Annotated in this window: 24 protein-coding genes; 14 read left to right on the forward strand and 10 right to left on the reverse strand. The window is 38.6% G+C overall.

The features are described from left to right. Positions 1–41: 41 nt before the first annotated feature. Positions 42–2765 carry an insulinase family protein gene (locus D172_RS05805; RefSeq protein ID WP_033023757.1) on the reverse strand — a complete coding sequence of 908 codons (2724 nt, stop codon included), beginning with the start codon at positions 2763–2765 and terminating at the stop codon, positions 42–44. A gap of 192 nt (positions 2766–2957) precedes the next feature. Between D172_RS05805 and sixA the strand changes: the two genes are divergently transcribed. Genes sixA through D172_RS05820 form a run of 3 tightly spaced genes read left to right on the forward strand, consistent with a single transcriptional unit; the run spans position 2958 to position 4554 of the window. Next, positions 2958–3428 carry a phosphohistidine phosphatase SixA gene (gene sixA, locus D172_RS05810; RefSeq protein WP_007377738.1) on the forward strand — a complete coding sequence of 157 codons (471 nt, stop codon included), beginning with the start codon at positions 2958–2960 and terminating at the stop codon, positions 3426–3428. A gap of 26 nt (positions 3429–3454) precedes the next feature. Next, on the forward strand, positions 3455–3808 hold the full coding sequence (locus tag D172_RS05815; protein WP_024591642.1) for a RidA family protein: 354 nt from the start codon (positions 3455–3457) through the stop codon (positions 3806–3808). Between the two features lie 8 nt (positions 3809–3816). Then, positions 3817–4554, forward strand: a complete 738-nt coding sequence (locus tag D172_RS05820) for an SDR family oxidoreductase (protein ID WP_007377740.1) — start codon at positions 3817–3819, stop codon at positions 4552–4554. A 1-nt stretch (position 4555) separates the two neighbouring features. On the opposite strand, the gene D172_RS05825 is transcribed toward D172_RS05820, so the two are convergent. Together D172_RS05825 and smrB are read right to left on the reverse strand one after the other, a co-directional pair. Then, complete coding sequence (locus D172_RS05825) at positions 4556–5485, reverse strand: AEC family transporter (RefSeq protein WP_007377741.1); 930 nt, start codon at positions 5483–5485, stop codon at positions 4556–4558. Between the two features lie 27 nt (positions 5486–5512). Further along, positions 5513–6070: an endonuclease SmrB gene (gene smrB, locus D172_RS05830; protein ID WP_007377742.1), complete on the reverse strand. Its 558-nt coding sequence runs from the start codon at positions 6068–6070 to the stop codon at positions 5513–5515. A 152-nt stretch (positions 6071–6222) separates the two neighbouring features. Between smrB and prmB the strand changes: the two genes are divergently transcribed. Continuing rightward, on the forward strand, positions 6223–7158 hold the full coding sequence (prmB, locus tag D172_RS05835) for a 50S ribosomal protein L3 N(5)-glutamine methyltransferase (RefSeq protein WP_007377743.1): 936 nt from the start codon (positions 6223–6225) through the stop codon (positions 7156–7158). A 64-nt stretch (positions 7159–7222) separates the two neighbouring features. Then, positions 7223–8320 (forward strand): chorismate synthase, encoded by a 1098-nt coding sequence (gene aroC / locus D172_RS05840; protein WP_007377744.1) that lies wholly within the window; start codon positions 7223–7225, stop codon positions 8318–8320. 53 nt (positions 8321–8373) lie between these two features. On the opposite strand, the gene D172_RS05845 is transcribed toward aroC, so the two are convergent. Further along, positions 8374–9519, reverse strand: coding sequence for a lipase family protein (locus D172_RS05845; protein WP_007377745.1), 1146 nt, complete (start codon positions 9517–9519; stop codon positions 8374–8376). Continuing rightward, a complete protein-coding gene (locus tag D172_RS05850; RefSeq protein ID WP_007377746.1) occupies positions 9516–10160 on the reverse strand; it encodes a DUF6795 domain-containing protein in 645 nt (214 codons plus the stop codon). Before D172_RS05850 ends, D172_RS05845 begins: the two co-directional genes overlap by 4 nt. A gap of 328 nt (positions 10161–10488) precedes the next feature. Between D172_RS05850 and D172_RS05855 the strand changes: the two genes are divergently transcribed. The 7 genes from D172_RS05855 to D172_RS05885 all read left to right on the forward strand — a co-directional run bounded on the left by D172_RS05855 (position 10489) and on the right by D172_RS05885 (position 15939). Next, positions 10489–10869, forward strand: coding sequence for a DUF4112 domain-containing protein (locus tag D172_RS05855; RefSeq protein ID WP_007377748.1), 381 nt, complete (start codon positions 10489–10491; stop codon positions 10867–10869). Positions 10870–10975: 106 nt separating this feature from the next. Continuing rightward, positions 10976–11623 carry a glutathione S-transferase family protein gene (locus tag D172_RS05860; protein ID WP_007377749.1) on the forward strand — a complete coding sequence of 216 codons (648 nt, stop codon included), beginning with the start codon at positions 10976–10978 and terminating at the stop codon, positions 11621–11623. 61 nt (positions 11624–11684) lie between these two features. Further along, entirely contained in the window at positions 11685–12146 is a 462-nt protein-coding gene (locus tag D172_RS05865) for a zinc-ribbon domain containing protein (protein WP_033023758.1), read from the forward strand. A gap of 118 nt (positions 12147–12264) precedes the next feature. After that, entirely contained in the window at positions 12265–12819 is a 555-nt protein-coding gene (locus D172_RS05870; protein WP_007377751.1) for an elongation factor P hydroxylase, read from the forward strand. Next, complete coding sequence (locus D172_RS05875) at positions 12809–13957, forward strand: ATP-NAD kinase family protein (protein ID WP_033028256.1); 1149 nt, start codon at positions 12809–12811, stop codon at positions 13955–13957. Before D172_RS05870 ends, D172_RS05875 begins: the two co-directional genes overlap by 11 nt. A gap of 11 nt (positions 13958–13968) precedes the next feature. Beyond that, positions 13969–14244 carry a YfcL family protein gene (locus D172_RS05880; RefSeq protein WP_007377754.1) on the forward strand — a complete coding sequence of 92 codons (276 nt, stop codon included), beginning with the start codon at positions 13969–13971 and terminating at the stop codon, positions 14242–14244. 141 nt (positions 14245–14385) lie between these two features. After that, positions 14386–15939: an AbgT family transporter gene (locus D172_RS05885; RefSeq protein WP_007377755.1), complete on the forward strand. Its 1554-nt coding sequence runs from the start codon at positions 14386–14388 to the stop codon at positions 15937–15939. 76 nt (positions 15940–16015) lie between these two features. Here D172_RS05885 and D172_RS21670 read toward each other — a convergent pair whose 3' ends face one another. From D172_RS21670 to D172_RS05900, 3 genes are all read right to left on the reverse strand, one after another. Then, the gene (locus tag D172_RS21670; protein WP_237113692.1) at positions 16016–16330 is read right to left on the reverse strand and encodes a hypothetical protein; all 315 of its coding nucleotides are present in this window, start codon (positions 16328–16330) and stop codon (positions 16016–16018) included. Between the two features lie 508 nt (positions 16331–16838). Further along, complete coding sequence (locus tag D172_RS05895; protein WP_007378970.1) at positions 16839–18683, reverse strand: DEAD/DEAH box helicase; 1845 nt, start codon at positions 18681–18683, stop codon at positions 16839–16841. A gap of 160 nt (positions 18684–18843) precedes the next feature. Continuing rightward, positions 18844–19107, reverse strand: a complete 264-nt coding sequence (locus D172_RS05900; RefSeq protein WP_007378969.1) for a GrxA family glutaredoxin — start codon at positions 19105–19107, stop codon at positions 18844–18846. Between the two features lie 264 nt (positions 19108–19371). Between D172_RS05900 and D172_RS05905 the strand changes: the two genes are divergently transcribed. Further along, a complete protein-coding gene (locus tag D172_RS05905) occupies positions 19372–20406 on the forward strand; it encodes a response regulator (RefSeq protein ID WP_007378968.1) in 1035 nt (344 codons plus the stop codon). Positions 20407–20502: 96 nt separating this feature from the next. Here the strand turns inward: D172_RS05905 and D172_RS05910 are convergent, their stop codons facing one another. Further along, positions 20503–21738 (reverse strand): helix-turn-helix domain-containing protein, encoded by a 1236-nt coding sequence (locus tag D172_RS05910; RefSeq protein WP_007378967.1) that lies wholly within the window; start codon positions 21736–21738, stop codon positions 20503–20505. A gap of 199 nt (positions 21739–21937) precedes the next feature. Here D172_RS05910 and D172_RS05915 point away from each other — a divergent pair, with 199 nt between their 5' ends. After that, the gene (locus D172_RS05915; RefSeq protein WP_237113693.1) at positions 21938–22498 is read left to right on the forward strand and encodes an outer membrane beta-barrel protein; all 561 of its coding nucleotides are present in this window, start codon (positions 21938–21940) and stop codon (positions 22496–22498) included. A gap of 54 nt (positions 22499–22552) precedes the next feature. Here D172_RS05915 and D172_RS05920 read toward each other — a convergent pair whose 3' ends face one another. Further along, complete coding sequence (locus tag D172_RS05920) at positions 22553–23977, reverse strand: sugar porter family MFS transporter (protein ID WP_007378965.1); 1425 nt, start codon at positions 23975–23977, stop codon at positions 22553–22555. Between the last annotated feature and the right edge of the window lie 240 nt (positions 23978–24217).

Below are 24217 nucleotides of genomic sequence, written 5' to 3' on the forward strand. Positions count from 1 at the left end.
CAAATTTACAAATGATAATCTAAAACAAGCTAAACCAAGAGTCAAAGAGAATGCGAATAAACAGGCATATTTTGAGGTTTATTGTCTTTAGCTGAGCTTAAAAGCTCATATCTTGGTCGATTTTCATCAAATAGGATGACGGCATACTCTTTTATATCTTTGAGTGTTAATGCGTTTAATGCATTAAGTAACTTTTGCTGCATATTAAATTCATGATCTCTGTTGCCTATTGAAAGCCAAAAACGTTGCGAGCGTAACCGTAGGTTTTTATCTTTTTCAGCAATATGGGTCGTTAAGCCATGTTTCTGTTGCTGCCAATTTTCTTCATTAAGCTCATCGATGTTGGTTAAATATTTATTAACAAAGCTGTTATGTCTATGCATTAATGTTTTTGCGATAAACTTTGGCGATTGTATATAAAAAGCAATACCCGCACGAGTGTTAAAAGGAGCATAACCAGCCCCAACTAAATAACCTAGCTGTTGTGTGGTTCGTAACTCGTTAAAGTAGTCTTGGTTCATTAAGTGATTAAGTGCCATTAATTTAACTTTTTCGATTACACAATCAGTTTTTGCTTGATAATACACAACCATTGCATGGTCACTGCAAGGCAGCTCTAGTTCGTAGCGTGTTACTTTTTCAATTTCAAATAGCGGGCGTCTTAAATCATCAATTATGGCTGCGTTTTTTAAGTGTTCGGCGACCTTTTTTTGAAAGGCTATTGCATCACTTTGCTGCCAGTTACCATGTAAAAATGATTCAACATGTAGTGCTTTAAAAAAGTCTTGTCTGAATTCATTAAATTGCTGAAAACTTGTGTTTTTTAATGCTGATGCAAGTTGGTCTGGTTGTGGATTCCAAGGCATTACTTTAGCACCTAAAATACTAAACAGTTCACTAACTGGTTTGTTTTGGTTGCTATTTCGCCAGTGCCTGACAAGTTGTTTTTTGTATTCAGCAAAACGTTTTGCACAAATGTCGACATTAAAGAGGGCGTCAAGAAGCTCATCAACTAATTCTAATTGGCTAGACGATAATCCGGCTGTATGCAGTGTTAAACCGCCTTGGTGAGATGTTAAATGGTAACTTAGCCCTGCCAGCTCCGCTGGGTAAAATTGTTCACCTACGCTATCCATAAATAAATCAGTAAATAAGCGAGTCAGTGCCATGTGTTTTACGTCTTTTACTGCAAAGTCAGAGTCCAAGGCTAAATAAAAATGGCCTTTTGCTACTCTAAAAGTATTGTCTTGCTTAAACCAAAAGTCAAAACCGGGCTCTTTTACTAAAAGTTCAGGTTTTATTTGTGGTTTTTCTACATCATATAGCACTACATTTTTTGTTAAGTAAGGGTTTGCCGTTGGCAGTAGCATATCTTTCAGTGGTTTATTTATATCACTTAAAGCATCGAGCCAGCTGGGTGATATTTTTTCAACTTTATAAGGGGTGTTATACCATGCAGTTTTGTGTTCTGCTTCTACATCAGGGTGGATAAGAACAATACGCATATTATGCGGCGTTAACCATTGCATTGCGATTTCGTGGGTGGCTTTTTTAAAGCCCTCCATCAAGTAGTCGCCTTGTACATAATTGACTTCATCGTAATGTTGCATATTTATACTTAAATTACTGACCCAATCGATTAGACGTGACTTTTCTTGATTATCGAAAGCAATTTGTAATAGGTTTTTTTTATCTTGATAAAGACGAGGTAACTTCTCTGTATTGGCATTAATTAAGCAAATATATTCAAACACCATTTCAATAATGTCTTCAAAATATTCAATACCTTCGTCAGTGAGCGCCATGCTTATATTAAAATCTTTAAAGTTACTGCCGTTAATACCGCCGCCAGCTGAGAGCGCATTTATCCAACCTTGTTCTTTTAAAATAGAGTAAAGAGAACCTGCACCTTCATAACCTAATAAATGAGCAATAAAACTCACCGTTTTATGGCGATAAAAATCATCAATATTTGGCATCGCAAAACTGACAATCAGTTTTTGCATATGTTTGTGCGGCTCAATATGCAGCACTTTCCCTATATCTTGTTTACGGTAAAGTGGCTCACTGATCTCTGGTTTTTTAAGGTTTTTATTACCGTTAATTTCGTTAAAATATGTATTAGTCCAGCTTTGTAAGGTGTCGAGCTCTTCATTGGCGCAAATAACTAACGTCATCCACTGGGCTTGATAAAAAGCATTAAAAAAATCCCGAAGTTCGTCACTTATACAGCGCTCCCTGTCTGCCAACGTTTGTAGATTACCAACTGAAAACTTGGCAAAAGGGTGGGCTGGATTTACCGTTTCTTTATGTGCTTGATAAATACGGCGGCCATCGTCTTTAATTTTTAGTTTAAATTCGGCTTCAATTGCGTTGCGTTCTTTTTCGGTTTCGGCTGAGTTTAAAAGTGGCGCAATAAAAAAGCGGCTAAATTGCTCTAATGCATTTTTAAATTCTTGATTATTAATATCAAAAAAATAGCAGGTATGCTCTGTGCCAGTCCACGCATTAGTGTTTCCACCGGCTTGAGATACATAATTATTAAAACTACCAGAGTCTGGAAATTGGTCAGTACCTAAAAAAAGCATATGTTCTAAAAAGTGTGCGAGGCCTTGTCTATCAAGAGGATCGTCAAAATGACCAGCATTTACTGCCATAGATGCAGCCGCTTTTGTTGAATCTTTATCTTGCACAAGTAGTACTTTTAGACCATTGTCCAGTGTAAGAGCTTTATATGCTCTGTTATCATTGCGACTGATATTCAAATGATGCTCCTGAAATTAAACGTTTACTTGTTAACAACAGATGATAACTTCAGGAAAGTGGAATACGACTAAAAGGTTTACCTGAATATCACGAAAGAACTATTTTAGAAAAAAATAGGTTTATGTTTTTAATATAGCGGACAAATGGGCAAATTGGCTACTGTTTTATACTCTTTAATCGGTTGATTTTTTATGAAAACAATCCTAATAATGCGCCACGGCGAAGCAACACCGATGCAGGCTGATGATGCTGCTAGAAATTTGACTCAAACGGGTCATACTGAAGCCGAGAAAATGGGCCTATGGCTTGCTAAACACTACCCACCTGATGCCTTGTTAGTTAGCCCTTACATTCGTGCTCAGCAAACTGCAGAAAACGTTGCTAAAAATGCAGAGTTTAAATTTAGCGAAACATGCAGTGATATTGTGCCTGAAGGAAAACCGCAAATAGCAGCGGATTATCTCGAAACGCTTATAGCAGCACACCCCCAATGCAACACTTGGCTTGTGGTAGCACATATGCCAATTGTGAGTTATTTAGTTGATCAATTATGCCCTGGTAACATGCCTATTTTTAATACGGGTGCCATTGCTGTAATAAGTTACGATGAAAGAACTCAACGCAGCCAGTATATGAGTATCAATGCTCCCGATAATGTATAAATTTAATTAATAATATGAGTGAAGAAATGACTATTGAACGCCTTCAAACCGGTGCGCGCATGAGCCGTATTGTAAAACATAACGGCACTGTGTATTTATGTGGGCAGGTATGCGCTGACGCGCAAAAAGATATCAAAGAACAAACTCAAACTATGCTTGATAAAGTAGAGGCGCTGCTTGATGAAGCGGGAAGTTCAAAAGAACATATGCTTAGCGCGACTATTTATGTAAAGAGCATGGAATACTTTGCTGATATGAATGCAGTATGGGATGCATGGGTAACCGAGGGTTATGCACCAGCACGTGCCTGCGTTGAAGCTAAAATGGCACGTGATGCACTGCTTGTTGAAATTTCAGTAGTTGCAGCTTTAAAAGAATAGTAGCTTTAATGAATCGCTCCCCCGTTGTACTTATTACAGGCTCTAGCCGAGGTATTGGCGCAGCTACCGCACTATATTTTGCAAAGCACGGTTATAATGTTTGCATTAATTATAAAGCTGATTTAGCTAGTGCAATGTTGGTGGCAGAAAAAGTAAAGCGATTAGGCGTTGAGGCTGAAGTAATTCAAGGTGACGTATCACTAGAGGCTGACGTTTTAGCTTTATTTATGCATATAGATAAAGTCTTTGGTCGGCTTGATGTACTAATAAATAACGCTGGTATTTTAAAACCACAAATGCCTTTGTTAGAAATGAGTGCTGAGCGCATAAACGTAGTTTTGACTACAAATATTACCAGTGCTTTTTTATGTAGCCGAGAGGCAATAAAGCGAATGAGAAATGGCGGTAGTATTGTTAATGTTTCATCGAGGGCTGCTAAAACGGGCTCTCCTAATGAGTACATTGATTATGCAGCATCTAAAGGTGCAATGGACACATTTACTATTGGCTTGGCAAAAGAGGTGGCAGGTAAAGGTATTCGAGTTAACTCGGTTAGACCTGGGCTTATTTACACTGATATGCATAGCGATGGCGGTGAAGAAAATCGAGTCGATCGTCTTAAAAGTAAACTACCCCTTGGCAGAGGTGGTACACCCGAAGAGGTTGCTGCAGCAATTTACTTTTTAGCTTCAGAGCACGCTTCTTTTACAACGGGTAGCTTTGTTGATGTAGCCGGCGGTTTGTAAGCTAAAGTAATAAAGCTAGCCAAAACGTAAAGCTAATAACACTTAAGATAGTAGAAAGTACGACAGCCCCAGCAAGCGTGGCTTCATGCTGCTTTATTTGAGTCGCAATAAGATAAGCATTTACGCCAACAGGGGATGCGCTTAAAAGTACCAATACATTAAGTATTTGCGTGTCTAGCTTAAATACATAGGTGCCTACCAATAAAACTAGCGCAGGCAATAAAAATATTTTTAAAACTGATGCTATTAACGCCGGTTGCCAATTTGCAGCTATTTTATAAAAAGCTAAATTAGCACCAAGTACAAATAGCGCACAGGCAATTGCTGGTTTAGCTAATAGCTCCAAACTATTTGCTAAGTCGGTAAACAGTGTAACTCCTAATATGTTTAATATAAGCCCGCACCCAATACTTAGTACTATTGGGTTTAACACCATACTTTTTCCAAAGTGCGACCACGAAAATTTATCGCTACTACCTTTAGCGCCTATTAAAAAAGTAAGTGCAAATAACAATGTGCTATGAAAAGTAATGATCATAAATGCAATGGCTATCATCTCTTTGCCAAGCGAGGCAATAACAATAGGAATACCCACTAACACCATATTTGAATAGCTAGAAGCAAGTCCAAAGACACCGTGTTGTTGGTAATTTTTTAAATGTTTTTTACTTAAATAAAAGCGGTCAATTAAAATACCCACCCCAAATACACTCAGAACAGGTATGTAAAAGCTCAAAAATGCAAAAAGGCTAATGCTTTGCTGTAAGTTAATTTGCGACATATTTAATAATAAAAAAGCAGGCAAACTAATATAAAAAGTAAACTTACTCAGGCCTGCGATATGCTGCTTTTCGAAAAATTTTAATCGGCAACAGCTATAACCAAGCGCAACAATAAAAATGAGCGGAAAAATAATTGAAAAAATATGCACGTAGTTACATCCTGGTAATAGCTAAAGTTAGCGTCTAAATTCATCACTTTGCGGTAAATTAATTAGTATGAGTACAGCGCCTCTTCCACCATATTCGAGAGGCGCTTGGTGCATCGCTATTACGTCAGGGTGTTGTACTAAGTACTGAGGCACTTTGTGCTTTAGTACGCCGCCACCAATACCATGCACTACACATGCACAATAATAATGCTGCTTTTTACATTCGTGAATGAGCCCAGCGAGTTCGTCTTTAGCAAGTTCTTTATTTAAGCCGTGTAAATCTAGCGTCAAATCGGGTGCAAAGTCACCACGGCGAAGCTGTTTAGCTAGGAAAGTATCTTGGCCAGGTTTTACATATTTAACCGTACCGTGGGTGTCTATATCGGGAATATAAACGTCTGAGAAGAAAAATTCAGATTGAGCCTGCTTTTTTTGCTGGGCAAATTGCTTAGCTTGTGACACCTTAGGCTTTGTATCAAAACGATGGGTATCTTGTTTAAATACTTTGGCGCCTGTGATCGTTTGACGAAATAAGCTTATGTCGTCATTGCTTAGGGACGAATGTGATGGAGTGTCTTTTTTCATAACTATTACCTAAACAAAAAAACGTAAAAACGCAGCGCAAAAGGCGGTACAATACTTAAATGAGGGGCAATTGTAATTTGCCCAGCGCAGATAGGCAATGCAATCGTCTTAAAGACTCAAAACAGTCAGTAAGCTAATACAGGTAAAAATATATGAGCGATTTACAAATAGAAGAAGCAACACTCGAAGAAGCCGTTGCAGAACTGTCAACTTTACATGACTGGTTACGTTGGACTACAAGCCAATTTGCAAGTAGTAGTATATTTTTTGGACACGGTACAGATAACGCATGGGATGAAGCTGTAAGCTTATTACTGCCTGCGCTTAGCTTGCCTGTTGATGCGCCAAAAGAATTAATGCACGCGCGTTTAACAAGCACAGAAAAAAACCGACTTGCGGGTCTTATTGCAGAACGTATTAACGACTGCACACCAGTACCTTACTTAACAAACATTGCATGGTTTGCGGGTATGCCGTTTTATGTGGATGAACGTGTACTTATACCTCGCTCACCATTTGCCGAGCTTATTAGTAACCGCTTTACGCCGTGGCTTGAAGAGCCACAATCGGTAAACCGTATATTAGATTTATGTACGGGTTCGGGTTGTATCGCAATTGCACTTGCGCAAGCTTTTGAGCAGGCACAAGTTGATGCGGTAGATATATCGTATGAAGCGCTTGAAGTGACAGACATTAACATTAACGATTACATGTTGAGTGATCGTGTGTTACCTATTCAGTCTGATGTATTTAGCGGTGTACCAGGTCAAAAATACGACCTAATAGTAGCAAACCCACCGTATGTTGATGCAGAAGATATGGCTGACTTACCACGCGAATTTCATCATGAGCCAGAGCTTGGGCTTGCATCAGGCCACGATGGTTTAGATGTAACCCGTACTATATTAAGCGAAGCGAGTGAACATCTAACTGATAACGGTTTGTTATTTGTAGAAGTTGGTAACTCTATGGTACATATGGATGCACTGTATCCGGGCGCGCCGTTTGAATGGATTGAATTTGAACAAGGCGGCTTAGGTGTATTTGTAATTAGCAAAAAGCAGCTAGACGAGTATTTTGCAAAATAAGTAAAAAATGAATAGCCAAGCCCTGTGCTTGGCTATTGGTAGTCATTAGGAATGAGGAAAGTTAATGGCAGGTAATAGCATTGGGCAGTTATTTAAAGTGTCCACCTTTGGTGAGAGCCACGGCGTTGCATTAGGCGGCGTTGTTGATGGTACTCCCGCAGGTCTTGAAATCACAGAGGCTGACTTACAAATTGATTTAGATCGCCGAAAACCAGGCCAAAGCCGTTACACAACGCAGCGCCGTGAAAGCGATCAAATAAAAATATTAGCAGGCGTTTTTGAAGGTAAAACCACAGGTACCAGCATTGGTTTATTGATTGAAAATACCGATCAACGCTCGCAAGATTACGGCAAAATTAAAGATGTATTTCGCCCAGGTCATGGCGATTACACGTATTGGCATAAGTACGGCTTGCGCGATTATCGCGGTGGCGGTCGTTCATCTGCACGCGAAACCGCGATACGTGTAGCGGCAGGTGCTATTGCTAAAAAATACTTAAAGCAATTTCATGGGATTGAAGTTAAAGCATGTTTAAGTCAGCTTGGCCCTATTAAGGCGGAAACGTTTGACTGGGATGAAGTGGAAAATAACTTATTCTTCTTCCCTGATGCAAGTAAGCTTGAAGCACTTGACGAATATATGCGTGACCTTAAAAAGCAAGGTGACTCAGTTGGCGCTAAAGTAAAAGTAGTGGCAAGCAATGTACCTGTTGGTCTTGGAGAGCCAGTATTTGACCGTCTTGACGCCGAACTTGCACATTCATTAATGAGTATTAACGCGGTTAAAGGCGTTGAGATTGGTGATGGCTTTGACGTAGTTGAGCAAAAAGGCTCTGAGCATCGCGACGAGCTAACCCCTGAAGGTTTTACATCAAATCATGCAGGTGGCGTACTTGCGGGTATTTCGACAGGGCAAGATATTATTGCTTCTATTGCGCTAAAACCAACGTCGAGCATTACTATTCCTGGTAAGAGTATTAATACAAGCAACGAAGCGGTAGAGATGATCACTAAAGGTCGTCACGATCCGTGTGTGGGTATTCGTGCAATCCCGATTGCTGAGGCAATGATGGCTATTACCTTAATGGATCATTTACTGCGTCAACGCGGACAAAATCCACATGTAAACCACGAACACGGGCCAATTAACGGCTCAGTGTAAGTGTTTATTATGAGCGCGGTTAAACCTTATGAGGCGGCCGCGCTCCTTTTAATTTAAATAAGATCAATAGCTTGTTTTGCAACCATGTAAAGCTTTTTGATCATCAAACCGAGCACCCATCTGATGAATTGCTTACTTAGCTCCTTAACTTCGTAAGTTTTTTTCCCCACAAACGCAAGCATATGACCAATTAAGCCTTTTAATTCTTCAGTTAATTCTACAAATTTGACTACAGAATCAAATAAACATCGGGCAAGGGTGTCATAGAAAGTTAGTCCGAGACCTAATCCTGCTTGGACTGAAATAAAAGCGTACTGTCCTGTTTTCTTTAAAAAAGTTATTAGGCCGTCTGTAATTATTCGTTGCCATTTGAGTGAAAAGGTTACGTTGTAACGAGATGAATACTTTAAAACAGTATGATTATGATGTAGGGTCTTCAAAGAATTTTCCATACTTGCATAATCACTGTATGCAGCAACTGTATTAACGTAACCAGGTTGACTTTTTTCCATAGAGTGTGCGGCAAGACTGAAAAAGGATCCTTCATTCATAGCTGTTTGATATTCATTAGAGGTATGGCTGAATGGCCAGGCTGGTACACAAGGTACAGGATCTGCGCCATGAGTAACTCGATATTGACCGATATTAGTTGCTGCTGAGTGTATTGAATTATTTAATACTACTCTAGGCGCACCAAAAGTATACAAATTCGTAGGTATACCTTTTTTACTAGCCCAGATAGCCGTAAGCTGAGCAATAGCACCACCTAAACTGTGCCCCACAATATGCAAAAATTTTGGTTTATGTTTTTTTATATAAGAATTAAACATAGGCTCCATACTAGTGAAAGCTTTCTCAAAACCTGAATGTACCTCCAAGTTTTTAGGGCCAAGGGTTGTTGCAACATTTAAGTTGGTTAGCCAATCTGCACAAGATGAGAAAACAGTACCACGAATAGCAATAATATGGTGATTTTTGAATTGTTGTGAAGCACCTTCAGCAGTCAGAGCGAAGCCTGTCGTACGGTTTAGAAGTTGGTTTATTAACCCACCACTAACGCCCTGAATTTGATTGTTAGTCACTTTAAAGTTTCTGACAAAGTCATTATGAAACTCCCCGCTGAAGTCATAGCTTTTTCTTATGTCATAAACTCTATTTGCGACAGAAGCTGCCGTACTTGGTGATATTGTTTTATTCATAGCTCAACCTTCTTCCCTGTGAAACGTTCTGTTAAATCATTCAAATCGCCATCATGGACTTCGTACTTTTCTTCACCGTTTTCCATAACCCACGTTGGGTTGTAATCTTCATCCCATCTGCAAATACTTGTCGCGGTTCTATTGAGAAATTTGTTGGTATTATTTTTAAATTCAAATCTGACTAATTGATTAGTTATTTCACACTTTAAAAACTTAAGCTTTTCGGTGAATTCAGGTAGCTCTGAAATGCCTGGTTGTGTAGCCCCCCACAAACCAATAATTAAGTTGTTACCTTTCCTAATAAAAATCTTCTGGTGGACGCGATCTTCGGAAATTAATTTATTAGGGATAGAAGAAAGTATAGTTTTTCGTGGTAAATGAAAGCGTCCGTCATCACTTGTTATTACGGAATCAAGTCGTTCAACGCCATCAATGTATGTTAATGAGCGTATTATTTCTAAGTCAGCAATTGGCATGCCATTTTCTGTAACGATGCCGTTGACATCAGGGCTTAAAAATACTTCTTTCTTTTTTCTGAACCAGCTAAACATATCTTCTCCTTGACTAAGGGCTGGAAAAACAATAGCACAAATAAGAATTAACAAGATGGCGAATCGAGGTAAATAAATAGATTTATTCATAGGCAATCCTTGCATAATTTCCTAGATTTTAACTAAGGAAAAAATGTATGTAAAGCGAGGGGGACTTGTTTTTATAAAGTGCTTTGATAGCTATTGCAAATAAGTAATCTCTCTCAAAGTTTCCATTTATATGCATAGTTTGTATTGATTATTGATCCCGAGGTTGTTTTATTTGTTGGATCGATTTTCATGTACTTATCATGCGGGCTTGCTAACGATTTTGATCTTAAAGCCAACTTTAAGTACCAATTTATTAGTTTTGTAATTCATTTAGTATTAATACTCCCTAGTGTTTATATATAACAACATTAAATAAAAAGTAGCTATTATGAGTAAAAATATTCAACCTACGCTCACATCCGCTGAATATGAATCAACACTGAAACGTTTGGAAAGGTTTAGTCATTTTACAGATAGCAGCATTGGTATTCCTTTTACTAAATTTAATATAGGTTTGGAGGCGGTGATTGGCTTAGTCCCTATTATAGGTGATGCCGCAGGGCTAATTTTATCAAGCTATGTGCTTATAGAAGCGCAGCGTTTAGGTGTGAGTAAACGTATAAAGACTAAGATGATCATTAATATGCTCATTGACTTTGTGGGCGGTTTAGTACCATTTTTTGGCGATATATTTGATGCGTTTTTTAAAGCTAACACGCGTAATACACAACTATTAAAAAAGCATTTAAACAAGCAGTTAAGTGAGTAATTAATAGCTTTAATTAACTGTTAGCAAAGAGACTTTAAACAAAATGTTGTTGGTTGTTTAATCACCTAGTAAGGTAGGAGCGTCTATTCACTTTGGTATTTACAATATGCAATTATTCATCGGTAATAAAAACTACTCCAGCTGGTCATTACGCGCATGGTATTTAATGAGTAAATTTGATGTTGAGTTTAGTGAAACTCAGCTGGTACTCGACACTCCTGGTTTTTACAATGAGCTAAAAAAGACCTTTGCTGTGCAAAAAGTTCCAGCGTTAATCGATGGCGATTTACAGGTATGGGATTCACTAGCAATTTGTGAATATATTAACGATGCTTACTTATCGGGCGCTGCATGGCCAAAATATATTACCCAAAGAGCTAAAGCGCGTGCGCTAAGCGCTGAAATGCATTCAGGCTTTATGGCGCTGCGCAGCGAAATGCCAATGAATATAAGAGCTACCCGTAAAGTAGACCTATCGAGCGAAGCATTAAAAGACATAGCCCGTATAGACGAGATATTTGTACAGCAACAAGATGTGTTTCCAAATGAGTGGTTTTTTGGTGACTTTAGTATTGCTGATGCCATGTACGTCCCTATTGTATTGCGTTTAAAAACGTATCAAATTACGTTATCGCCAGAGGCGCAACAATATTGTGACTTTGTTATGCGCTGCCCAGTATTGCAAGTATGGATCACTCAGGCATTAACCGAAACCGATATTGTAGAGTGTGATGAAGCAGGAACGCCTGTATAATTATTATTTTTCATATGGCATGTTCTGTGCCTTAAAATCATAAGTTTAAACTAGGCAGCTCATGTATCTAAATCACCCAAGGTATGGCAATAAACCGATAACTACCAATACCTCAGTGACAATAGAGGCGATAGAGAATGCGCACTGGCGTTACTCGAGGCTTAAATACTTCCCTAATACGGTAATATTGGCTGATATAAAAAAGCAAAACTATGCCATTGACCCTCGGGCACTTTATGTTGATATTGAAGAGAAGTGCGAAAGTTGCTCTAAGGCATTTATTTTTTTTGCTCAAGAGCAGCAATATTGGTTTGAGGTACTTGATTTTTGGGTCGATTCACACTGTACACGTTGTTTTGAATGCCGTAAGCATGCCAGATATATACTAACTCTACGTAAACGGTACGATATGTTAACTAGCTTAGCCAATAAAACCTCAAGTGAAAAAACAGAGCGTAAAGAACTTGCCAATACGCTTTACTGTTTAGGTATTATTAAAAATATCAATAAAGTGAAAGATTAATCCGCTTATATTTTACTATCACGCCTTATTTTTACTTTAGTTGTAAAAGCCCGTACAATTCGTCTCGTTTTTAGTGCGCTAATATGGCGCTGTAACCGAGACGAATTAATCAATTTTTATGCATCAAATAGCTGATCTAATTTCAATTTTTGAGCGCACTTTTTATCAAAGTCACAATACACGATTGATAAAAGGCGATTGTGAGCCTGTGTATTTACCAGCAACAGAGCAGGTGCCATATCACCAAGTTGTATTTGCGCATGGTTTTTACGCCAGTGCATTACATGAAATAGCACACTGGCTGGTGGCCGGTGATACACGTCGGTTATTAGAAGATTACGGCTATTGGTACTGCCCAGACGGGCGCGATAAACAAAAACAAGCTGAGTTTGAAAAGGTAGAAGTAAAGCCTCAAGCTATAGAGTGGTTATTAAGCACCGCAGCAGGGTTTAATTTTAATGTGTCGGTGGATAACTTAAACGGCGAGCAAACGTGTCGGTTTGATTTTCAGCAGCGAGTACATGCACGGGTATTATCGCTAATCGAAAATGGCTTTAACTCTCGTACAGAGTCACTTTTAAAAGCACTGTGTGATTTTTACAATACAACGTGGCCCTTAACAGCGCAGCAATTTAATTGGCAACATCCAAAGGAGCTTTGTAATGGCGTTTAAATTAGGCTTAATTGTAAACCCTGTAGCAGGTTTAGGCGGCACAGTTGCCTTAAAAGGCAGTGATGGCGCGCACACAGCCGCTAAAGCAATTGAATTAGGTGCAGAGCCAAAAGCAAATAGCCGTACAAAAGCAGCGCTTGAGGTGCTATTACCTTATAAAGAACGCTTAACTATTTACACTGTTAACGGTGACATGGGTGAGCAAACAGCAAAAGCTTTGGGCTTTAATGTAGAGGTTGTATATAACACTGCAGCAATAACAACCGCAAATGACACAGAACAAGCAGCAAAAATACTTAAAAACTCTGGTGTTGATTTAGTCTTATTTGCCGGAGGCGACGGTACAGCACGTAACATTTGCCATGCAATAGAGGATACCATTCCTGTACTTGGTATCCCCGCAGGTTGTAAAATTCATTCTGGTGTTTACGCTATTACGCCAAAGGCTGCAGGGCGCGTAGTCGAAATGTTGGTTAAGGGTGAGTTAGTTACCTTAGCCGATGCAGATGTAATGGATATAGATGAAGATGCTTTCAGGCAAGGCACAGTAAAAGCCAAACGCTACGGCGAAATGCAAACACCTAGCGAAGTACGCTATATGCAAGCGGTTAAAAATGGCGGTAAAGAAACCGACGAACTCGTACTTGCCGACATTGCAGCGCATGTTGTATCGCAAATGGATGAAGACACATTTTATATTATGGGTAGCGGCTCAACGGTTGAAGCCATAATGGAAGAAATGGGTCTTGAAAATACGTTACTTGGCGTTGATTTAATAAAAGATCAAACCTTAGTTGCCCAAGATTTAACGGCTAAGCAATTGCTTGAGCTTACACATGATCAAAGTACTAAGTTAGTCATTACGCTCATTGGCGGGCAAGGGCATATATTTGGCCGTGGTAACCAGCAATTGAGTCCTGTGCTTATACGCGCAATTGGCAAAGAAAATATTATTGTAGTAGCAACAAAAACAAAACTACAAGCGCTTAATGGCCGCCCCCTTATTTGTGATACAGGCGATGGCGAATTAGATGATGAATTAACGGGTTATATTAAAGTAACCACCGGATTTAACGACCATATTATGTATGCAGTAGGGCACCACAACATTGAAAATACAGGTGCTTTGCAAAACTAGGAGATTAATAAATGAGTTTAGTGAACTATATCGATGCAGCCCAGCAGTACTTCGATGATTTAGTAATAAAAGCAACTGACGATGAGTTATTTGCAGGCGGCTATTTACGAGGCCACTATGATCTTGCAGTAGGCTATGCCGAAGTAGAAAAGCTAACAATTAGTATCGATGAGCTAAACGAAACAGTAGAGCAAAGCTTAGTAAAAGCATATCGCAACGGCGAGCTTAACGAAGAAGACAAAACATTAGTTGCACGCTTGTGGGATGAAGTTAAAGCCCTCGCTTAACCCTAAGTGGCAAAAAACACGATTTGTTTATCACTATCGTGTTTTTTTGTGCCCAAAACTTTTAAAGTAAATTCCAATGTTAATTTACTGTTTCATTTTTGTGGGGTATTGTTACTGAAATAAATTTTAGGAGCGGTAAAAATGAATAATAATCAAGATGCTTTACCTTCAGGGGTTGTAGCGCGTTTTTTAAATTTTGTTGAGCGAGTAGGAAATAAGCTTCCAGATCCAGCAGTAATATTTCTATTTGCAATGTTATTAATTTGGTTTTTGTCGTGGTGGTTTTCAAGCGTAAGTTTTGATGCAATAGATCCACGTACCGGTGAAGCGATTATTATTAATAATATGCTGGCAAGTGATTCGCTTGCTACCTTTTTATCCTCTATGGTAAAAACCTTTACTGGCTTCGCTCCCTTAGGTGTCGTTTTAGTAGCTATGTTAGGTGTCGGTGTTGCAGAGCATTCGGGCTTTATTAATACTGGTCTTAAGTTAATGCTTAAAGTTACTCCTAAAAAGCTATTAACGCCTTCAATCATTTTAGTGGCCATTATGAGCCATACCGCTACTGACGCAGGTTATGTATTAGTTATTCCACTTGCAGGTGTTATATTTTATGCTGCAGGACGTCATCCGCTTGCGGGTATTGCAGCTGCATTTGCAGGAGTCAGTGGTGGTTTTGGGGCTAACTTTATTCCATCAGGTATCGACCCATTACTACAAAGCTTTACCCAAAGTGCGGCGCAAATAATTAATCCTGCAATGACAATTAACCCGTTAAATAACTGGGCATTTGCTTCAGCATCTAGCTTATTTATTGTGGCATTAGGCTGGTACATTACCGATAAAATTATTGAACCACGTTTACAAAAAACAGCGGTTGATGGTGCTAAAGAGGATTTACCTGTATTTGAAGATGCACGTAGTGATGAAAAACGGGCCTTTTATATAGCCAGTTCAGTAATGATAGCAGGACTTGCGTTATTAGCATTTGTTTCTGCTCCAGACGATTCTGCAATGCGCAGTAGTGACGGATCCCTTACTAATTTTAGCTCTCCTTTAATGCAATCAATTGTACCATTAATATTTTTACTTTTTTGGATTCCAGGCACTGTATATGGTTTTACGGTAGGTACCTTTAAAACTTCAAAAGATATGATTGATGCAATGAGTAAAGCGATGAGCGGCATGGCGTATTATATCGTTATGGCGTTTTTTTGTTCGCTATTTATTGCTGCATTTAGTAAATCAAATTTAGGTGCATTACTCGCAATCGAAGGTGCGCAGTTATTGAAGGCGATGGAATTGCCAAGTGCAGTAACGGTTGTAGGCATTATCTTTTTAACTGGCTTTGTTAATTTGTTTGTTGGTTCAAGTTCAGCAAAATGGGCGTTACTTGGCCCCATTTTTGTACCAATGTTAATGCAACTTGGCATTTCGCCAGACTTAACTCAAGCCGCTTATCGTGTAGGTGACTCAAGCTCTAATATTATTACACCGTTAATGCCATACTTCCCATTGGTGGTTGTGTACTGTCAAAAGTATGTCAAAGGCACCGGTATAGGCACTTTAATTGCTATTATGCTGCCGTACTCAATCGCCTTTATGATTGGCTGGAGTATCTTTTTATTAGGTTATTGGGCACTTGGTATTCCATTAGGTTTAGATGCAAGCTACATTTATCCAGCATTGCCTTAACCTAAACCTTTAAAAACCTCACTCACTTGAGTGAGGTTTTTAAATAAAAGTCCTGTAATGTAAAAATGAGTCTAAGTTACCTTTCTAAATCTCTCACTATATAGCCAAATAAGCTGGCCTCTCCAACAATATACACATAATCATTTTTGTTGTTCATTATTGTAGACTTATCGTCATACCACCTAAAATCATGAATCTTATTCGTTTTAGGGTCTTTGAAGTATAAACGAGTACAGCTATTTTCATACTCAGTGCCACACTCTTGTACATCGGTCAGGATGTATTCTTTATACCAATAGTCGCCTTGCGTGTAGTAAGCCCATAATTTAATAGGATCAGAGATAAAAACATAGAGTATTCCATAGATTAATAAAGGGGATAATGGGTACATGAAAATGAATGCTAATTTTATTTTAGTATCTGAGAAATTGTATTTAAGTGATTCTCTATATTTACTGCAGCGTTTATATTTATTGAATATAAGTATATTTAAATAGATAAATAGTGCACAACAGATAATAGGGAGGGTTATAAAGAAAACAACGTTGTATAGTTCATTTGAGATGAATGGTGGATCTGTAAAGTCCATTAAAATAGGAAGAGTGATGCATAATAAAATGGGGAGTATTATTGCTACAAGGAGCAAGTTGTCGTAAATCTTTTTCAATTTTTAATTCGTCCGTGAACTATAGCCTTTGTCTAGTTTACAGAATTTTTGTTATTTTAAAAATCAGAGAAATGTATTTATAGGCATTAAGCAACCCGAACTCAGGCTAAAAAAACTATCTCAAGCCGCTATTGGATTGACGCGGAAGTTTACTTTTTTTCACTGTAGCAGCTTAAAAACAAAAAAACCTTGTCACTTTCGTGGCAAGGTTTTTTTATTAAAGAGTCGTTGCTTATTTAGCTGTGAAGCTTACTGGGCGACGTTCTTTACGAGGACCGCTGCGCTTATCACCGCGTGCGCCGTCATCTTTATTAAAGCTGCGTTTCTTATCACCAGCTGGACGCTCAGAGCGTTCGCCACGTGGTTCAGCAGGGCCTTGATCAGTGGTAATTGTTAAGCCCATAGGGCGTTTACAAATAAACACTTTTTGGAAGTGATCAAGTACATCTTTAGGCATGTTTTGCGGTAATTGAACCGTGCTGTGATTGTCGTGTAGACGAATATCACCAATAAACTTGCTTGAGATGTCAGCTTCGTTAGCGATAGCGCCAACAATGTTTTTAACCTGAACACCATGTTCACGACCTACTTCGATACGGTAAGTATCCATAGGACCTGCATCACGGCTGTTACGTTCGCGAGGTTTACGCTCAGCGCGTTCACCACCACGTTCGCCGCCACGTTCGTTACGACGTCCACGGTCACCACGGTCGTTGCGTGAATTACGGTCGTTACGCTCGTTACGTTCACGAGGTTGAATCTTAACTTCTTCAACTTTAATTGGCGACTGTTGCTGTGCTAAACACAGTAACGCACCCGCTAAGCTTTCAAGAGGAAGGTCAAGTTTTTCAGCCATGTTAGTAGCTACTTCATTGAAGAACGTGATGTCTTTGTTTTCAAGCGCAATAGTTAATTTTGCTTGTAACGCTTCAATACGTTTTTCTTCAACAATTTTTGCTGTTGGTAATTCAACTTGAGCAATTTCAGACTTCGTATGACGAATGATATTTTTAAGTAAATAACGTTCGTTATGTTTCACGAATAAGATTGCTTTACCAGTACGACCAGCACGACCTGTACGGCCGATACGGTGAACGTAGGCTTCAGAATCTTGTGGGATATCGTAGTTGATAACTAAGCTTAAACGGTCAACATCTAGACCACGAGCTGCTACATCTGTTGCAATAACAATGTTTAGCATGCCACTTTTTAAGCGATCTACAGTGCGTTCACGTGCTTGCTGGTTCATGTCACCGTTAAGTGGAGCAGCAGAGAAACCTTCGCGCTCTAATAACTCAGCAAGTTGTACTGTATCGTTACGTGTACGAACGAAAACAATAGCACCTTCATATTGTTCAGCTTCTAAGAAGCGAACAATTGCTTTATTTTTATGTACGCTTGCATTCCAAAACACTTGCTCAACAGATGATACTGTCGAGTTACGCGCAGAAATATGAACCTGTTCAGGATTGTTCATATATTTGCTGCTGATGTTTTGAATTTGCTTAGGCATAGTCGCAGAGAAAAGACATGTTTGCTTTTCGCGCGGTGTTTTTTCCATGATGTTTTCTACATCATCGATAAAGCCCATACGTAACATTTCATCGGCTTCATCAAGTACAAGTGCTTGTAGAGCATCAAACTTGATAGTGCCACGGTTAATGTGATCGATTAAACGACCTGGAGTTGCAACAATAACCTGAGCGCCACGACGAAGTGCGCTTAATTGGATACTGTAGCTTTGGCCACCATAGAGTGCCAATACTTCAATACCACGAACATGTTTAGCATATTGTTCGAATGCCTCAGCAACTTGGATCGCAAGCTCACGTGTTGGTGTGAGTACAAGGATCTGTGGCTGTTTCACAGACGGGTCAATATTATTTAGTAATGGCAGTGCAAATGCTGCGGTTTTACCTGTACCCGTTTGAGCTAGTCCCAGTACGTCCTTTCTTTCTAGCAATAACGGTATACATTGAGCTTGGATTTCAGATGGTGTCTTGTAACCCAACTCTTCAACTGCCTTCAAAATTGCAGGAGAAAGATTTAGAGATTCAAACGTGACTGGTTCTGACATTAATACGCCTCAACGAATTTAAAGAGGCGCGCATTATATAGGATTCGCGAGGCAAATGCTTGTATAAATTGAAACTAATTTCTATGTGTTTGATGTTGGTCGAAATTTAACCAGCTCAATATTGGGTTTATTGATCTGGTTAACATATTTAATACAAAGCTTATTTATACAAGCCTAGGTTTTCTTTTGCGTAAGCTTCAAATTCGGTAAATCCACCAATGTGATTTTGATCCACAAAAATTTGCGGCACTGTTGGGCAAGGTTTGCCTGCTGACTTTTCAAGATCGGCCTTACTAATGCCTTCTTTAATTATATCGATGTAACGAAATTTAAAGTCATCACGTTCATTTGTTAATTGCTCTGCTACGTCTTTGGCGCGTACACAAAATGGGCAGCCTTCACGGCCAAAAATTACTGTTAGCATAATGCTCTCCTTTATTTGATTGATATCAGTTTAAATGATTAAAAAATATTTTAAAGCGCAAAAAATCGATTGGACTGTTCTAATAAAGCATAAATACAGGAAGTCACCCCAATATGCTTCGCATTATGATTTTTAAAATGCGAATGCGGCTAAAGTGTTTTTAATATTAATTTTTAAGTTATTGAATATATACAATAAAGAATGCTTGCAAATGTGGCATGTAACTTGACTTAAGCTGAGTATACAAAGTTACATAAGATACATATGAATACTCAAAGCCATATTTTAAAGATTATCCAAGGGGTAATTGGTAAATACTGCGAAACACAAGAGCGGTATATGTCAATTACTTTAATCAATGAGCTGCAATGCAATTACGTATGTTTACATGCGCCTTATGAACACGTTTTAGCGCAATGCGAAAAATTTATTATTCCTGCTTTGAAGTCAGTAAATGATAATTTTGTGCTAAAAGTTAGAGCGAATACCTTAGGAGTTAATGTTTGCTATTGGATAGATGATGCTAACCAAGAAAATACATTTGATGTGCATGGTCTGTTAGTTACCAAACAACCTATTGATTTAGCACTTAAGCTTAATCAAAATGTTGGTGTTTTAACTGATTGCGAAACATTATTTAAAAGCTGTTCAATAATGTCAGCGCACACTCATGAGCTGTATGCTTTTAATTTTAGATTATACGAAAATACTTGTAATGAATTTCTACAACTCGAGGACTTACGACACTTAAATAGTCATTCTCTAATGCGAAAGCTGGATACTAACTTTTTAAAAAACAGTATAAAACTTTATGCTATTGGTAAAGTTGATGAACTAAATAAAGACATAGAATTATCAGGCAATGTGCTTGGATGGCCCTTTTTTGATACAGACTTGGTCGCTATTCGAACTTCATTGTTTGCCCAAAAACGCTTGTCTGTATTAGTTGCTGACGATAGCTTACCAAGTCAAGTAGCGACTAAAGTGATGCTTGAAATGCTCGGTTGTTCGGTAACATGTGCAGATAACGGTGCTAGTGCATTAACGCTAGCTTTAAATAATCAATTTGATTTACTGCTTTTAGATGAATGTATGCCAGAAATATTTGGTAGTGATGTAGCGCAGCAGTTAGTAAGCAAAAGTACTTTAAATACTGATACACCAAAAGCTATCTTGTCGGGTCTCACAGATGATGTTCAAATAGCAAAATTATTTAAAAAAGGCATTACGCATTATTTACAAAAACCAGTCACAAAAGCGGATCTGGAAAAATTTATTAAGCCTTGGCAGCTTAATTAAATTAGCTAGCTAATAAGTGAGTTTTTACAAATGAGTGCAATAAAACTACATAACCTGAACTCTGGTTAAGAGATTTACTATCATATTGAAAATATACTAGCTTAGCTTAGTTAACCATGGCTGCCAAAGCGGGAGTGAGAGCTGAGTTAGTGTGTTTTCGATATGAGTTAATTTTTCAGATGCCTTGTGCATCTCACCTTGCTCTATATTTATTAAATAAAGTTGATATATAGCAAAGGTGTTAGGGACTGTAGCGGTGTTACAAATTTTGTTTAGTGCGTTTAAAGAAACCGCGAATTTTGAACTGTTCCCAGTGTTTCGGTAAATAAATAATGAGATACACAACAAGCTCGGTAGTGCAATATCTTCGTCACTTACTAAGGCAATACTCTGGGCTATAAGTTGCTCTGCAAGTACATAGTTTGCGTTTGTGCAATGAATAGCGGCTAAGTATCCTTTTGATACCGCAACACAGCGATTATACCCAGATAGATTGGCTACGTTTAGTGATTCAGCGCAAAGTGTATACGCTAATTCAATATCGCCTTGTAACAAATAACACGCGCCGAGCAGCTGTAAAGCGGTACTCTTAAATAGATTCTTTTCTATTGAATCGGTTGTTATATCACATTCGTTTAAGCATAAATTAGCTGATTGGATTGCAGCGTTTATATCACCAGAATATAAATAGAAAAGTGCATTTGTGCTGTAATAGTGAGCCTTTTCTTGGTTCGCGTGTTGTAATGTGGCATTACATATTACTAAATAATGGTGTGATCTTTTAAACTCACAAGAGAATAGTAAAGTAATTGCAGTGCCTAAATTAGCAGAAAACACTAACGGAAGATCATTCACTTTAATTGCTTTATTAAGGCCTTTATCAAAATATTGTAGTGCTTTTTCATATTGACGATGAATAAGCGCGGCATAACCAAGTTTAATATAGAAGTTGGCCACAATAGCGCTTGGTAATGCGGAGTGAAATGTTGATTTAATTAAAGAAATAGCGAGCTTAATTTTACTGCTCATCATTAGTTCATACAAAAGCCCATCGTTATGCAATTCATTTACTAAAATATCTCGGTTCTCTTCACTCGGGTAAATATCCACTTCTGAACGGGCAATCAAGCTTCCTTTTTCACAATTTAAAGCACTCGCAAGCTTATTTAAATTACTCAGACGTATTCTTGTAACTGAGCCATTAAGCCATCGGGTAAGGGTTTTTTCGCTTACACCTATTTGATTGGCAAGCCATAAATGTTTTATCGATTGCTCTATTATATATTGCTGTAATTGCCCTCGATTTAGAAGGGCAGTTTTTGAATTGTTCAATTTTCACTCTTGTAAGTCGGTATTAAATATTTTACGGCTTAGGAGGGATTTCAATTTTGACAAAAGGTTTCCTAACGCAATACATAAAATGTCCGGTTATGTCCGTGGATTAATTTGGGTACGCTTAATATCATATATTGAACACACCCTTGGAGCAACAAAGTGTCGTTTTAAGGTCAACTCAATATTGGATAATAAAATGAAAAAAATAATCACACTTAGTGCATTTACATTGTTAATGAGTAGTTTTACTACACATGCCAATGAGGCTCAAGTAAGAATGGGCGTTGAGCTTGGTACAGGAAAAATAAAAGTAGATAAAGATTTTGCAATTTTAAAAGAAGATTTTGACACCGACGGGTTTTCGCTTGGTTATATACTCGGTTATAAGTTTGAAAACAATGTAGTCACAGAGGCTAATTTAGCCTATACATCAAGTGATGTATTATTTGGTACTTTTGATAGTTACGAAACGTATGAATTTAAGGCAATGATAGGGTATTCATTTGATTTAGCAACACACTTTAGGGTTGTGCCGATGGTTGGGTTATCGCGCTGGGAATTAGACACTAAACAAGGGTTTTTTTTAAACCCAGGTCCTGAGGCAAAAGAGGAATTTTCAGGAACTGATTTTACTTATAAAGTAAGATTTGAAGTACCGCTGGGTGATCTGGTTTTACTTTCACTTTCGTATGCGAGTACTGAAGTTGAGTTCGGCCGCAATGAAACAACTCAATTGGGTGTATTATTTGAGTTTTAAAGCTCGTAGCTAAATGGCGAGTAGCCTCGCCATTACTGACTATGTAGATTGATATTACATAGATTCGAGCGTTTTACCGCGTGTTTCTTTTATGTATTTAACAACAAAAAATATACTTATAAATGCCGATAACGCATAAAAGCCATAAGCGCCAGCAAGGCCAATATTGGCCAGCATAATAGGGAAGGTCATGGTAATGGCAAAGTTAGCAATCCACTGCGCACTAGCCGCAACAGCAAGCGCTGCCCCACGAATACGGTTATTAAACATTTCGCCTAATAATACCCACACAATTGGGCCCCAACTTAAGCCAAAAAATACCACAAATAAGTTAGCCATAATAAGCGCAAACGTACCCATGTTATCGCTAAGTGCAAGTTTGCCTGCTTCATCAAGGCCTGCACTGCCAAATATATAAGTAAGCGCGCTTAAGCTGATAAACATACCAATACTGCCTACTAATAGCAGTGGTTTACGGCCAATCTTGTCAACTAGGGCAATGGCAATAAAGGTTGATACAATATTAGTAGTGCCTGCGAGTACATTTATAAATAACGATTGCGACTCGTCAAACCCAGCGGCTTGCCAAAGCTCAGAGCCATAATAAAATACCACGTTAATACCCACAAATTGCTGAAATACACTCAGCGCAACACCCACCCAAACAATTGGGTGTACTTTTTTACTGTTATCAATAAATAAATCGCGAATGCTTGGCTTTGTATCGCTATGCAAAGAGCCTTTAACATCGCTTATTTGCGCATCAAGGTTGTCGTTCGAAATTTTACTAAATACCGCTTTTGCATCATCCACTTTACCTTGCGCCACTAAATAACGAGGCGACTCCGGAATAAACAAAACACCGATTAAAAACAACACAGCAGGCACAAGCTCAGCCCAAAACATCCAGCGCCAAGCGGCTATATCAAGCATTAAAATATTTTGCGCGCTGCCTGCTGCATCAGCAATTAAGTAGTTACTTAAAAAAGCAGCAAATAAACCCAATACAATAGCGAGTTGTTGTAATGTAGCTAAACGACCACGTAGTGCTGGTGGCGCAACTTCAGCAATGTAAGCTGGCGCCAATACCGATGCAGCACCAATACCTAAACCACCAAATAAACGGTAAAAAATAAACTCCACAGAGCTTTCGCTAATGCCCGAACCAAAAGCACTAATGGCAAAAATAATCGCAGTGATGATCATAATTGCACGGCGACCAAACTTATCAGCCAGCGGCCCCGCAGCAAGTGCACCTAGGGCGCACCCTAATAACACAGACGCTACATTAAAGCCCGTAGCCACACTGCTTGAATTAAATGCATTACCTAGCGCCGACACCGTGCCGTTAATAACGCCCGAGTCAAAACCAAATAAAAAGCCACCAATAGCAGCCACGGCCGATATAAATATTACGTAAAAAAGAGAAGTGTTTTCAGCTGTGTTGGCTGAGTGGGAAGGCGGTGTGTGCGTTGTCATTATAAGCCCTGAAAGTTAATTTAAATTCAAAGGAGCATAATATCGTAAAGCGTTATGGTTGAATATGCTTGTGCGGGTATAAAGGGTTTGGCGAGTATAAATTGAGCCATTTTTAAAGGTTTTAATTTAAAGGTATTAGCTTAAAGGCGTTAGATTCAATACTTTGAAATTAAGTAGCGCCTTTTAAATAACACAGACTGAATTTTAATAAATAATATGCTTTGTATAGGAAGTGCCTGT

The sequence above is a fragment of the Pseudoalteromonas sp. Bsw20308 genome (genome assembly GCF_000310105.2).
Classification (GTDB): Bacteria; Pseudomonadota; Gammaproteobacteria; order Enterobacterales; family Alteromonadaceae; genus Pseudoalteromonas; species Pseudoalteromonas fuliginea.